13 protein-coding genes are annotated in these 13,764 nt (G+C 34.5%); 9 read left to right on the top strand and 4 right to left on the bottom strand.

Annotated elements, in window-relative coordinates:
• The first annotated feature begins 8 nt into the window (after positions 1-8).
• Together ACEN2F_RS13305 and yidC are read left to right on the top strand one after the other, a co-directional pair.
• A complete protein-coding gene (locus ACEN2F_RS13305; RefSeq protein WP_441739961.1) occupies positions 9-1,622 on the top strand; it encodes a CTP synthase in 1,614 nt (537 codons plus the stop codon).
• 54 nt (positions 1,623-1,676) lie between these two features.
• A complete protein-coding gene (gene yidC / locus ACEN2F_RS13300) occupies positions 1,677-3,581 on the top strand; it encodes a membrane protein insertase YidC (protein ID WP_441739960.1) in 1,905 nt (634 codons plus the stop codon).
• 46 nt (positions 3,582-3,627) lie between these two features.
• Here the strand turns inward: yidC and ACEN2F_RS13295 are convergent, their stop codons facing one another.
• Positions 3,628-4,590: a fasciclin domain-containing protein gene (locus tag ACEN2F_RS13295; RefSeq protein ID WP_441739957.1), complete on the bottom strand. Its 963-nt coding sequence runs from the start codon at positions 4,588-4,590 to the stop codon at positions 3,628-3,630.
• Positions 4,591-5,006: 416 nt separating this feature from the next.
• On the opposite strand from ACEN2F_RS13295, the gene ACEN2F_RS13290 reads away from it, so the two are divergent.
• The 5 genes from ACEN2F_RS13290 (at position 5,007) to ACEN2F_RS13270 (ending at position 10,147) form a co-directional block, all read left to right on the top strand.
• Positions 5,007-5,768: a toxin-antitoxin system YwqK family antitoxin gene (locus tag ACEN2F_RS13290; RefSeq protein ID WP_441739955.1), complete on the top strand. Its 762-nt coding sequence runs from the start codon at positions 5,007-5,009 to the stop codon at positions 5,766-5,768.
• Positions 5,769-5,840: 72 nt separating this feature from the next.
• On the top strand, positions 5,841-7,028 hold the full coding sequence (gene mnmA / locus ACEN2F_RS13285) for a tRNA 2-thiouridine(34) synthase MnmA (RefSeq protein ID WP_441739952.1): 1,188 nt from the start codon (positions 5,841-5,843) through the stop codon (positions 7,026-7,028).
• 132 nt (positions 7,029-7,160) lie between these two features.
• Positions 7,161-8,774 (top strand): S8 family serine peptidase, encoded by a 1,614-nt coding sequence (locus tag ACEN2F_RS13280; RefSeq protein WP_441739949.1) that lies wholly within the window; start codon positions 7,161-7,163, stop codon positions 8,772-8,774.
• Between the two features lie 14 nt (positions 8,775-8,788).
• The gene (locus tag ACEN2F_RS13275) at positions 8,789-9,733 is read left to right on the top strand and encodes an NAD(P)H-dependent flavin oxidoreductase (RefSeq protein ID WP_441739946.1); all 945 of its coding nucleotides are present in this window, start codon (positions 8,789-8,791) and stop codon (positions 9,731-9,733) included.
• 3 nt (positions 9,734-9,736) lie between these two features.
• A complete protein-coding gene (locus ACEN2F_RS13270; RefSeq protein WP_441739943.1) occupies positions 9,737-10,147 on the top strand; it encodes a hypothetical protein in 411 nt (136 codons plus the stop codon).
• 74 nt (positions 10,148-10,221) lie between these two features.
• Here the strand turns inward: ACEN2F_RS13270 and ACEN2F_RS13265 are convergent, their stop codons facing one another.
• Positions 10,222-10,662 (bottom strand): DUF4268 domain-containing protein, encoded by a 441-nt coding sequence (locus tag ACEN2F_RS13265; RefSeq protein WP_441739940.1) that lies wholly within the window; start codon positions 10,660-10,662, stop codon positions 10,222-10,224.
• 92 nt (positions 10,663-10,754) lie between these two features.
• On the opposite strand from ACEN2F_RS13265, the gene ACEN2F_RS13260 reads away from it, so the two are divergent.
• Both ACEN2F_RS13260 and ACEN2F_RS13255 read left to right on the top strand, forming a co-directional pair.
• The gene (locus ACEN2F_RS13260) at positions 10,755-11,417 is read left to right on the top strand and encodes an NUDIX hydrolase (protein ID WP_441739938.1); all 663 of its coding nucleotides are present in this window, start codon (positions 10,755-10,757) and stop codon (positions 11,415-11,417) included.
• Positions 11,418-11,530: 113 nt separating this feature from the next.
• The gene (locus ACEN2F_RS13255; RefSeq protein ID WP_441739935.1) at positions 11,531-12,340 is read left to right on the top strand and encodes a lysophospholipid acyltransferase family protein; all 810 of its coding nucleotides are present in this window, start codon (positions 11,531-11,533) and stop codon (positions 12,338-12,340) included.
• Positions 12,341-12,366: 26 nt separating this feature from the next.
• Here ACEN2F_RS13255 and ACEN2F_RS13250 read toward each other — a convergent pair whose 3' ends face one another.
• Complete coding sequence (locus tag ACEN2F_RS13250) at positions 12,367-12,972, bottom strand: hypothetical protein (RefSeq protein ID WP_441739932.1); 606 nt, start codon at positions 12,970-12,972, stop codon at positions 12,367-12,369.
• A 5-nt stretch (positions 12,973-12,977) separates the two neighbouring features.
• Positions 12,978-13,472, bottom strand: a complete 495-nt coding sequence (locus ACEN2F_RS13245; protein WP_441739929.1) for an RNA polymerase sigma factor — start codon at positions 13,470-13,472, stop codon at positions 12,978-12,980.
• Positions 13,473-13,764: the final 292 nt, after the last annotated feature.

The following is a 13,764-nucleotide window of genomic DNA, read 5'->3' as shown; positions in this document are numbered from 1 at the left end:
ACAACAGAATGAATCAAACGAAATATATTTTTGTTACTGGCGGTGTGACTTCTTCTTTAGGGAAAGGAATCATTGCAGCATCTTTGGCAAAATTGTTACAAGCACGAGGATACCGCACCACCATACAAAAGTTTGACCCATACATTAATGTAGATCCGGGAACATTAAATCCTTACGAACATGGCGAATGTTATGTGACTGATGATGGTGCCGAAACGGATTTAGACTTAGGACATTACGAACGTTTCCTGAATGTTCCTACATCTCAAGCGAATAATGTGACCACTGGAAGAATATATCTTTCCGTTATTGAAAAAGAAAGAAGAGGAGAATTTCTTGGAAAAACGGTACAAGTGGTGCCTCATATTACCAATGAAATCAAAGAGAGAATGCAATTGCTAGGAAATTCCGGTGATTACGATATTGTCATCACTGAAATAGGTGGAACCGTTGGCGATATAGAATCCTTACCTTATATAGAATCCGTTCGTCAGCTTGTTTGGGAGTTGGGCGAGCATAACGGAATTGTAATTCACCTTACTTTAGTTCCGTACTTAGCAGCAGCTGGGGAATTAAAAACAAAACCAACACAGCATTCCGTAAAAACATTGATGGAAAGCGGAATAAAAGCAGACATTTTAGTGTGTAGAACAGAACATGAAATTTCTGAAGAACTACGCAATAAATTGGCTTTGTTTTGTAATGTAAAAAGAGAAGCAGTTATCCAGTCTATCGATGCGTCCACTATTTATGAAGTGCCAAATTTAATGCTTGAAGAAGGATTAGATGTTGTTGCGCTAAAAAAATTAGATTTGCCTAAGAAAGCCGCTCCGGATTTAAAAAATTGGAATACTTTTTTACGCCGATTGAAAAATCCAAAGCATACCGTAAATATTGGTTTGATTGGGAAATATGTGGAAATGCAGGATTGTTACAAATCTATTTTAGAAGCATTTATACATGCTGGTGCAGCTAATGAAACAAAGGTCAATGTGATTTCAATTCATTCAGAACACATTGATGCCAACAATATACACGAAAAATTCTCAGGTTTAGACGGTATTCTCGTTGCCCCAGGATTTGGAGAAAGAGGAATAGAAGGCAAAATTGCAGCAGTACAATATGCTCGTGAAAATAAAGTACCGTTCTTCGGAATTTGCTTGGGCATGCAAATGGCCATTATTGAATATTCCAGAAATATTCTGGGTTATAAAGATGCTAATTCAACCGAAATGAATGAACATACCGCTCATCCAGTAGTAAACCTCATGGAAGAGCAAAAAACAATCACTGACAAAGGAGGAACGATGCGTCTTGGAGCATGGAAATGTGATATCAAAAAAGATTCATTGGCCTATAAAATTTATGGAAAAGAAACCATTTCGGAGCGTCACCGTCACCGTTATGAGTATAATAGCAAATATGTTACTCCATTAGAAAATGCTGGATTGATTGCTTCCGGTGTAAATCCTGATACTGGATTGGTAGAAATTATAGAAATAAAAGAACATCCGTTTTTCATTGGCGTACAGTACCATCCAGAATACAAGAGTACAGTTGCTAATCCGCATCCTCTTTTTGTGAGTTTTGTAGCAGCAGCCGTTCAAGCGAAGAAAAAATAACTGACAACAATTGATTTTCAGTACACCTAACACTTAAAACTTTTTTTAATTATAATGGAACAAAAAAAATTTGACCTCAATTCGATTATAGGTTTTGTATTAATTTTTGGTATTTTGATTTTTATCATGTACCAAAACCAACCTGATGAGAAGGTAATTGCCGCTGAAAAAGCACAAAAAGAGTTGGTAATTAGGGAAACTAAAGCTAAAGAGTTAGAAGATAAAACAATTGCGACAGCTACTGTTGCCGTTGCTGCAACGGGCGATTCTACACAATTGGCGCAGTTGCAAAAAACATTGGGAAATTTTGCCTATTCAGCAACATTACCTTCTGCAAAAGCAGATTTTACAACGATCGAAAACGAATTGGTTACCTTAAAAATAGCCAACAAAGGAGGGTATATTGTTGAAGCAACTTTGAAAGAATTTGAAAAATTCAAGAAAGGATCTGGACAATTAGTACAATTGATAAAAGACAATAATGCCAATTTAAACGTACAATTGCTAACCAGTGATAGCCGTACTTTAAATTCAAAAGACATGTATTTTGAACCTACTTTGACAAAAATAGGAGCAGATCAGGTATTATCGATGAAATTGAAAGCAGGTGCCAATGAATTCTTAGAATACAAATATGTGTTGAAACCAAACGAATATATGATTGATTTCGATATTCGTTCTCAAGGGTTGAATAAAGTATTGAATACTGCTAAACCATTGGATTTAGAATGGAATGTAAAAACGTACAGAAATGAAAAAAGTGTGTCTTATGAAAACCGATATACTGAAATTTATTTTGAACATGAAGACGGAAAAATTGATTATGCCGGTTTAGGTCAAACAGAAGAATCTGATCTTGAAAAAGCAACTTTTATCGCTTTCAAACAGCACTTTTTCTCTACAATCCTTTTGACAAAAACCCCATTTGAAACGGCTAAATTAAAATCAACTAATTTAGTTATAGATGACAAAGTAGATACAATTTTCACAAAACAGTTCAAGGCTAACATTCCGCTTGCATTTACGAATGGTGAATTAGATCATAAAATGAGTTGGTATTTTGGTCCAACAGATTATAAAACATTAAACTCTTACGATCAAAATTTAGAAAAAATTATCTCATTGGGTTGGGGAATTTTCGGATGGATCAATAAGTTTATCTTTATTCCATTATTTGCTTTTTTAAGTTCTTATATTTCTTATGGAATTGCGATTATCGTTTTTACGATTCTGATAAAAATTGCGATGTCACCTATTACTTTCAAATCGTTCTTGTCACAAGCCAAGATGAAAGTATTGCGTCCTGAAATAACTGAATTGGGAGAAAAATTCAAAAAAGACCCAATGAAAAAGCAACAGGAAACAATGAAGTTGTACAACAAAGCGGGTGTGAATCCTATGGCAGGTTGTATTCCTGCATTGATTCAGTTGCCATTTATGTATGCATCGTTTCAGTTTTTTCCATCGGCATTTGAATTAAGACAAAAAAGCTTCCTTTGGGCAGATGATTTATCTTCTTTTGATGAAGTGATACGCTTGCCTTTTTATATTCCTTTTTACGGAAACCATATCAGTTTGTTTCCAATACTTGCTTCAATCGCTATTTTCTTCTATATGAAAATGACCTCTGGAGATCAACAAATGGCAGCGCCACAGCAAGAAGGAATGCCCGATATGGCAAAAATGATGAAAATCATGATTTATGTATCGCCAATAATGATGTTGTTTTTCTTTAACAGTTATGGTGCGGGATTGAGTTTGTATAACTTTATTTCGAATTTAATTACTATTGGAATTATGATTGTCATCAAGCGCTATTTTTTAGATAGCGATAAGATTCACAATCGCATTCAAGAAAACAAATTAAAAGAGCCTAAGAAACAAGGTAAATTCCAGAAAAAATTGCAAGAAGTGATGGAACAAGCCGAAGCTCAAAAGGCACAGAAAAATAAAAAATAATTCAAAAAAAAAGCTCTCAATTTGAGAGCTTTTTTTATTCTTAAAATTATAGAATTGGTAATAATACTTTATCAATGGCATGAATGACTCCATTAGAACATTGCACATCAGTAATAATAATTGTTGAAATTCGGTTATTAGCATCTTTAATTTTTGCACCACCACTTAGTAGAACGGTGAATGTTTGTGCCGGTGTCAGAATTGGCGTTATTACTTGCCCTTCCGTTAAAGTGGCTGCCAAAACATTAGCGGGACTCACCACATGATATTGTAAAACTTTAGTCAAATTTGCTGCTGAAACTCCGGCTATTCCGTTTGGAGCCAGTTCCGCGTCTAATGAAGTAAAGGCAGCATTTGTTGGAGCAAAAACTGTAAACGGTCCCGTTGCAGATAATGCCGTTATAAAATTGGGTTGACCAGCACGATTTAATACACCTACTAACGAGCTGAAGTTTGCATTTGCAGCCGCATGAGTGACAACCGTTGGCAAATCAATAACTTTATCAACTATGTGTATAACACCATTAGAAGCCATGATATCGGCTGAGGTAACAGTCGCAATTCCGTTTAGTTTCACTCCAGAAGCGGTGTTCACATACATGCTCAAGGTATTCGTTGTTGATGCGGTTCCTTTTGCTAAAGTCTTGATATACCCCGTAGTTAAATCAGTAGATTTCACCGCACCTGCAACCACGTGATTTAGCAAAATTTGTGTCAAAGCATCTTTTGGTACATCGTTGATAGTGGCATAAGGAGTAGTGGCAAGGAAGGCGGTAAAGGCTTCATTAGTTGGAGCAAAAACTGTAAATGGTCCAGCCCCTTTCAAAGTAGTTGCTAAATCGGCTTTGACAAGTGCCTGCACCAAGATACTTAAGTTTGCCGTGGCTGTTGCTTTTCCCGTTATTGTATTGTCAACGACTACATTGTTATCGTCGTCATCACACGATACTGCCAAGATTGAAAATAGCACAATCAGGACTAAATTTCTAAATTTAGATACATTTTTCATAGTGTTTGTTTTTATTTGTTTCCTCTAAAGTACTAAATTAGCATTGTATTTTGTTTCATATTTTCGTAAAAAATATAAACACTATGAAAGTTTATTATTTTTTTTAGTTTTGTTTAATTGTTATTTTAATATTTTTTTAATGTGTTCAAACTGTTGTTTGTCAATTATATATGAATTTCTTGGTTACAAATGTTATTTTTTAAAATCAAATATTTAGTAAAGTACTTAAACGTTTTATAAAAATATTTTGAACCAGGAAGTTCGCTATATAAAAGAGTCAATGAGGTCCATTAAAAGTAATTTAATTTAAAAGTATTTTTGCATCATGGAGGGGTCAAAAATTTTAAAGTCGACTGTAAATTAAATAAAAGACAAATCTCAAACTGTAATAATTTTGTAAATTCGCTAAAATATAAATGCACATTATCAGTTTTATGGTATTGACTAAATACAAAGTAGTAATGAAAAAATATGAGATTAGTTTTTTTGTCTTTTTGATTTTTATGCTTTTCAGCCAAAATTGCTTATCGCAAACCGAAAGTAATAAAGTAGACGAAAAAGGGAAAAAGCACGGAGTATGGAAAGGGTTATACGAAGCGTCAAAAAGACCGAGGTATGAAGGGACTTTTGAACATGGAAAAGAGATAGGTATTTTTTACTTTTATGATGATACCAAAGCTAAATCGCTGCTAGCAACTCGGGAATTTAATTCGAAAGATAATGTGGCGTACACTATTTTTTATGATCAAAAAGGCAATAGAGTCAGTGAAGGTAAAGTGATCAATAAATTATTTGAGGGACAATGGAAATATTACCATCAAGCATCTAAATTGATAATGACTACCGAGAATTATGGTAAAGGTAAGCTAGAAGGTTTGCGAACTGTATTTTATCTCAACGGCAAAATTGCAGAGGAAATCAATTATAAAAACAACCTGAAAAGTGGATTTTATAAAAAATATACTGAAAATGGAATTCTATTAGAAGAGTCTGCTTTTAAAGATGGTGACTACGTTGGGATAGCAATTTTTCGAGATTCTAAAGGGAATATCGTTTCAAAAGGACAATTTGTCAACGGAAAAAAAGCGGGTATTTGGCAATTTTTTGAAAACGGAAAAATCACTAAAGAAGTAAATATGAGCTTTCCTGAAAATGCCACCAAATCGGACAACAATTAACGGTATCCTTAACAAGTACTGTTGTAAATCTTTTGTAACTTTGTACCCTTATAAAATTATAATTTTTTGCAGATGAAGCGTGTAGTTGTAGGACTTTCCGGGGGAGTAGATTCAAGTGTTGCAGCTTATTTATTGCAACAACAAGGGTACGAAGTTATAGGTCTTTTTATGAAGAATTGGCATGACGATTCCGTAACAATTTCTAATGAATGCCCGTGGCTGGAAGACAGTAACGATGCATTATTAGTTGCCGAAAAACTTGGAATTCCCTTTCAAACGGTAGATTTAAGTGTTGAATACCAAGAAAAAATTGTGGACTACATGTTCAATGAATATGAAAAAGGACGCACTCCAAACCCCGATGTACTTTGTAACCGAGAAATAAAATTTGATGTTTTCATGCAAATTGCGATGAGTCTGGGTGCTGATTACGTTGCAACAGGCCATTACTGCCGCAAAAGTGAAATAGAAGTAGAAGGGAATACGGTATATCAATTAATAGCAGGCGCCGATACTAATAAAGATCAATCCTATTTCTTGTGTCAATTATCTCAAGAGCAATTGGCAAAATCCTTGTTCCCCATTGGCGAATTAACTAAACCAGAAGTCCGTGAAATTGCAGCGGAAATGGAATTAATTACAGCCGAGAAGAAAGATTCACAAGGTTTATGTTTCATTGGAAAAGTACGATTACCAGAATTTTTGCAACAAAAATTACAACGAAAGGAAGGTAATATTATCCAAATTGACAAAAATGATTTGGTATATAAAACTGAGATACAACAAGATTTAAGTGTTGAGGAAGCGCTACAAACAGCGGCAATAAATATTCCGTACACACCACAAATGGGGAAAGTTGTTGGAAAACATCAAGGAGCCCATTATTTTACTATTGGACAGCGAAAAGGATTGAACGTAGGAGGAACAACGGATCCATTATTTATTATTGCCACCAATGTAGAAACCAATACTATTTACACCGGATTATCAAGTCAGCATCCCGGATTATTCAAGAAAGCATTGCGTATTGAAAAAGAAGAAGTACATTGGATTCGTAAAGATTTGGCTTTAGCCAATGGAGAAACGATGGAGGTACTGGCTAGAATTCGATATAGACAACCGCTGCAACGCGCTACTTTGCATCAGTTCGAGAACGTGATGTATGTTGCTTTTGATGAACCACAGTCCGCAATAACCGAAGGACAATTTGCAGCCTGGTATTTAGGAGACGAATTAGTTGGTTCTGGAGTGATTTCGTAGATTTTAAAAGTGTATTGTGTTTTCACTATAAAGATTGCATTAAAAACAATGTAATAATAGTAAAAATTACCATAAGTGAGATTCAATCTATTACTAGTTAGAATCTTTATAGCTTAACAAATATAGTTACCTGTGAGAAAATTCTATTTATTCGTCTTTTTATTAATCACCACTCTGGGTTTTTCACAACAGGATGCATGGGTGTATTTTAATGCCAAGCCTAACTCAAAATTCTATTCTGATTCACCCTTAGAGATGCTTACTCAAAGAGCACTGGATAGAAGAGCAAATCAAAATATTGCTTTAGACTTTAAAGACATTCCGCTTGAAGCATCATATATTAGTCGAATAAAATCAACGGCAGGAATTACTGTCATGGCACAATCTAAGTGGATGAATGCCATTCATATTCGAGGCGATCAGGCAGCTATAAATTCATTATCAGTGTTATCTTTTGTGGAGAAAGTTGATTTTGCTGATAAAACATTGAATCAAGAAGGTAAAATTGCAAAATCGATTAAGTTAAAAAAAGCGAATAAAACTAAGAAAACTAAAGTTGATTATGCTTACGGATCTTCTTCAAATCAAATACAGATGCTTAATGGGCAGCTACTGCATCAGCAAAATTATACCGGATCTGGGAAAATAATTGCCGTTATGGATGCGGGGTATCCTGGGGTAAACACCACGAAGCCATTCCAAAGGCTGAGAGAAAATAAACAAATTTTAGGCGGTTATAATTTTGTTCTTAGAGATCCAGATTTTTACACAGGAGTATCACACGGAACATCCGTGCTTTCCTCCATGGGAGGGTTTAAAGATGATTTGCTAGTAGGAACGGCACCTGACGCCTCATATTATTTATTTATAACTGAAGATGATACTTCTGAAAATCCTGTGGAAGAATCTCTGTGGGTTGAAGCGGCTGAAACAGCAGATAGTTTAGGGGTTGATATTATTAATACCTCGTTGGGTTATTTTGATTTCGACAATGAGGCTTACAATCATACGTACAGTGAAATGAATGGCACAACAGCCTTTATGTCACGTGGGGCAGAAATTGCATTTAGTAGAGGCATGATTTTAGTTACATCGGCGGGTAATTCAGGGAATTCCTCTAATCCCCACGTAGCTGTTCCTGCTGATGCTGTATCTGTTCTCAGCGTGGGTGCAGTAAATTCTGCTGAAACAAAAACTTCTTTTAGTTCAGTAGGGCCATCTTTTGACGGCAGAATAAAACCCGAAGTAATGGCACAAGGGCAAGCAGCAATAGTTTCTGACGCCGAAGGAAATATTGTAACGGCAAACGGAACTTCTTTTTCGGGTCCCATCATGGCAGGAATGGTGGCTTGCTTGTGGCAGGCATTTCCTGAAAAAACCAATCAGGAAATTCGTGATTTAATTCTGCAATCATCGGATAAATTTTCAATTCCAAATAATCAATACGGATATGGAATTCCAGATTTTAATTTGGCGCTAAGCAAGCAGTTGGATTTAAATTCTTTTTCTAAAGATGATTTTATCATTTATCCCAATCCCACAAGCGATTTTGTTTCAGTTTCTTTACCTTCAAAATTTGAATTGGGAACTATTACCATTTACACACTTCATGGTCAGAAAATTTTAGAACAAAAGGTAACTCCTCAATCTGCAACTATTTCCTTGAAAACACTAGAGCAAGGAATTTACTTTTATAAATTGGTATCCGTTGGTTTTTCTAAAACGGGAAAAATAATAAAACAATAATACAGTACGATCAGATGAATAAAATCACAGCACTTTTCAAAATAAAATATCCTATTATTCAAGGAGGAATGATCTGGAACAGCGGGTATAAATTAGCAAGTGCCGTAAGCAATGCCGGCGGTCTAGGCTTAATAGGAGCTGGCTCGATGTATCCTGAAGTTTTGCGGGAGCATATTCAAAAATGTAAAAAAGCGACTTCGAAACCCTTTGGGGTAAATGTGCCAATGTTGTATCCAAATATTGATGAAATAATGAAAATTATTGTTGAAGAAGGTGTGAAGATTGTTTTTACATCGGCAGGAAACCCTAAAACGTGGACTTCTCATTTGAAAGAAAACGGAATTACGGTGGTGCATGTAGTCAGCAGTTCTGTATTTGCGTTAAAAGCACAAGATGCAGGAGTTGATGCTGTTGTTGCCGAAGGTTTTGAAGCTGGAGGTCATAATGGGAGGGAAGAAACGACTACCCTTACGCTAATTCCTATGGTAAAAGAAAAAATTAAGATTCCGCTGATCGCTGCCGGCGGAATTGCGACGGGTCACGGAATGTTAGCCGTAATGGTTCTTGGTGCAGATGGCGTTCAGGTTGGAAGTAGATTTGCCGCATCTATAGAATCATCGGCTCATGCTAATTTCAAGGAAACCGTCATCAATGCGAAGGAAGGGGATACGCAACTGACGTTGAAAGAACTTGCTCCTGTTAGGCTCATTAAAAATAAATTCTATCACGATATTCAAAATTTATATCAAACGTGTCCAACAAAAGAAGAAATAGTTACGTTATTAGGAAGAGCAAGAGCAAAACGGGGTATGTTTGAAGGAGATTTAATTGAAGGCGAGTTAGAAATTGGGCAGATAGCAGGAATTATCCACGAGATTAAGCCAGCTGCAGCTATTATAGCAGAAATGGTAACGGACTTTGAAAAAGCTACAAAAGAAGTAATAAATTTTCATTTTTAAACAATGATGAAGACAAAAATAGTTGTGATCTTGTTTTTTTTGGTCCTAGGATTCCAAGTTTCTTATGGACAAAGTTATCGGTTTAAAACATCAGGATTTAGTGTTTTAGAAAAAAATGAAAGAGGATCGTGGGGCAAATGGACTGATTTAGATTTAGTCAATCTCATGGTCACTTTGGATACAAATAAAAATAGAATTGTAGTTTATTCGCAAAGAATTCAATTGTTCAAGATCATGGAATATCAGCCTGCGGAGGAAAATGACACTGACATTGTGTATTCATTTACTTGCACGGATAATGAGGGAGTCAGTTGTACAGTCTCAATCATAACCAGAAAAAAACAGGATAATAGGAAACAATTGTACATTAATTACGAGGATCGTATAATTGTGTACAATATATTCAATATGTAATCCAGCATAAAATTAGCTTCACTTTAAAAATTATAAGCTTCAGATTAACACATTTATTACAACATATTTGCGTTTTATAGCTTTTCAATATCTTTTATAAAATCATCATATTCTTGATAAAACATTTCGAGAGCATTCATTTGTTCATTGTAGAAATCAAATATTTCATCCCAATAATTGCGATTACTAACACCAACACCTAATTTTTCAACCCAAATACGGCTGATCGTTTTGCCACTTTCTAAAGTGTATTCTTTATCAAATATCAAATTTTTAATAAAATTTTCTTCTAGAATGTTTTTTAAAGCTTGTAGTTTCTCAAAGTAAGCCATTCTTTTTTCGTCACTTCGATGCTCAATATCAATTAAAACTTGTGCTTTTTTATTGTCGACATAAAATTTAAAGGAGAAATCTTTGATTTTAGTATCGTACAACACCCATTTTCGAGGATACTTTTCTGCAAATGCAATCCAGAATTCTCGTTTTAGTCTTTGGGTTTCTTCTTTGCTGTACATTTTAGTTGTTTTTTGATACCAGAAAATTTGCCTAAGCGTGTTTTCTAAACTATATTTATATTTAATTATAAGTGCAAAAATAGTCTTTGATTATGAATTTTCAAGAATTTTTAAGGTTTGTTCCTAAATTAGTTGATGCTGGGCTTCCAGCATTTGATGCCCATATCAAGATGGCTCCGCTAGACAGGCTGCAAAGCCTTGAGAGAAATAATCCAGATAACAAAAACCCGAGAATTGCTGCGGTAATGATGCTTTTTTATCCTAAAAATGAGCGAACTCATTTGGTTTTAATCGTTCGGAACTCGTATGTGGGAATTCATTCGGCACAAATTGCATTTCCTGGCGGTAAGCAGGAAGTAGAAGATGAAAACTTGGCCGTGACCGCACTAAGAGAAACACAAGAAGAGGTTGGAATTCATCCTGAAAAAATCGAAATTATTAAACCCTTTACTCAGATTTATATTCCACCAAGTAATTTTATGGTACATCCTTTTTTAGGAATTTGCAAAGAAGAGCTCGTTTTTGTCCCTCAACCTACTGAAGTTGCAAACATTATCGAATTGCCTTTGTCGACTCTTTTAAATGATGCAATTGTAGTTGAGGCAAAATTATCAACTTCTTACGAAAATAACGTCAGTGTACCGGCTTTCAATATTGAGGAGCACATTGTTTGGGGAGCTACAGCAATGATGTTGAGTGAATTAAAAGAGGTTTTGAAGATAGTTTTAGTTGACGAGAAGACAGTTTCGCAATAAATAGGAGAAAAAATGGAGCTGCTGTTTTAGCATTGTTTCTGTTTAATGCAGTATTCAATTTCGAATATAAAGTCGTAAATTTGTAATTCAAATTCAAAAAAACACACAATTTTATGGGATTATTTAAGAGAAATCCTTTTGGTCATATATTATTTATAAAAAAATGGTTAATTCGGATTTTTGGCGCTGTCACTCACAGACGTTATAGAGGATTCAATGAATTGCAAATAGAAGGTTCAGATATTATTAGAAATTTACCGGGCACAAACGTACTTTTTATTTCAAATCACCAGACTTATTTTGCGGATGTAGTAGCTATGTTTCACGTTTTTAACGCAAGTTTAAGCGGACGTGATGATACTATCAAGAATATTTGCTATTTGTGGCAACCCAAAATGAATATCTATTATGTAGCGGCCAAAGAAACAATGCAAGCAGGGTTATTGCCCAGAATCATGGCGTATGCTGGAGCAATACCAGTTGAACGAACGTGGCGTGCGAAAGGAGTTGATGTTGAAGAGAAAAAAGAAATCAATCCAGACGATACTGAAAAAATAAAAATAGCATTGAATGACGGGTGGGTAATCACTTTTCCTCAAGGCACAACAAAGTCGTTTAAACCGGTTCGTAAGGGAACTGCACATATAATAAAACAGCACCGACCTATTGTTGTTCCCATTGTCATAGATGGTTTTCGTCGTTCTTTTGACAAAAAAGGTTTCCGAATGAAGAAAAAAGGAATCTTACAATCTTTCATTATCAAAGAACCGCTAGACATTGATTATGATAACGACACCATTGAAGAAATTGTTGAAAAAGTAGAGTTTGCTATCGAGCAGCATCCGTCTTTTTTGAAAGTCATTCCATGTGAAATCATAAAGGAGCAAGAAGAATTAAATCGCTTTAGAAAATGGGATTATTAAATTAAAAAAGAAGCAATAGTTTTTTTTTATAAATCGATTTTCTTTAATTCGGCATAATTTCGATTCAATTTTTTGAGTAATAAACCATAAATCAATTGGTAAAACAGCCATACCAAGCCTAATAAAACAACAATAAAAACAAGCATAATTACACAAGTCAATAATATTTTACTACTGCTATCATTGTTCACTGTTGTTTTAATTATGATTTCGTAAGAAAACAACAGAGCACTTACGAAGAGTACAAGAAATAAATTATATGCTATATAATATCGCACTGTTTTTCTGGTACTCAAAATGCATTCCATCAGTTTTTTAGTATTTGATGTGGCAGTAATAGAGCGGTAATTCTTATAGAATAAATACATAAAGAATAGTGCTACACCGTAGCTCACATAATCTAAAACAGTGATAATTATTTCAATTGTTTCAGATTTACTCATCTTGTCATCAGGAAGCATAAAGCTTAAAGAGTTTAATACAACAAATTCAAGGACACTAATAATAAAAATCCACTTCACAATGGAAGACGATTTTTTATGAATCATTTTGTAAATTTCTTTTTCTGATACTTGCGCAAAAGAATTATCATTCTTCTGCCAGTCTTTTTTTAATAAATCCAGCTCTTTCATACTCCTTACGGATTTAATATTTTTTTTAGTTTCCCTTTTATTCTATTCATTTTTACTCTGGCATTCACCTCAGTAATTCCTAATGTTTCTGATATTTCTTGATAATCCTTGTCTTCCAGGTACATAAATATCAAAGCTTTTTCAATGTCATTCAACTGGTAAACGGCTTTATACATTAATTTTAATTGTTCCTCTTCTTCATAATCATATTCTACATCTTTGAGGAAATGTTGTCGTCCTTCAAATTCGATGGTGTTTATGGAGCGCTTTTTTTTTCGATATAAAGTAATCGCTGTGTTCAATGCGACTCGATAGGCCCAGGTAGAAAATTTGCTGTCACCCCTAAATTTTGGAAAAGCTTTCCACAACTGAATCGTGATTTCTTGAAACAAATCCTTGTGTGCATCATCGCCATTAGTATATAACCTACAAATCTTGTGGATTATATTCTGATTTTCTTGCAACTGCTTTACAAAAGAATGTTCTAAATTTTCACTCATATATACGTTAGTAAGTCAATACCGGTTTTTGTTACAATGTAAGGAATAAAATAATACTTCTGAAATTTGTCATTGCGTGGTACGAAGCAATCAGGAGCACAACAGCTATTATTCCATAATTAATAGTTTTCCTGCTGTGCACTACAATTTTTATTTGCTGATAAAAATCAGCAAATAAAGGATTTCTATTTCCATCAGGGCTACTTTACACGTTTATTTTTTTGAACTAAGCAATAAGAATAAAACAATGTTGCATTTTTTTTTACCATATAAGTCATGTAAGTTTAAGTTT

Origin of the sequence: Flavobacterium sp. W20_MBD1_R3, assembly GCF_052119725.1 — a bacterium.
Classification (GTDB): Bacteria; Bacteroidota; Bacteroidia; order Flavobacteriales; family Flavobacteriaceae; genus Flavobacterium.
The sequence above is the reverse complement of the archived record's forward strand: the minus strand, read 5'-3'. Positions and strand labels throughout refer to the sequence as shown.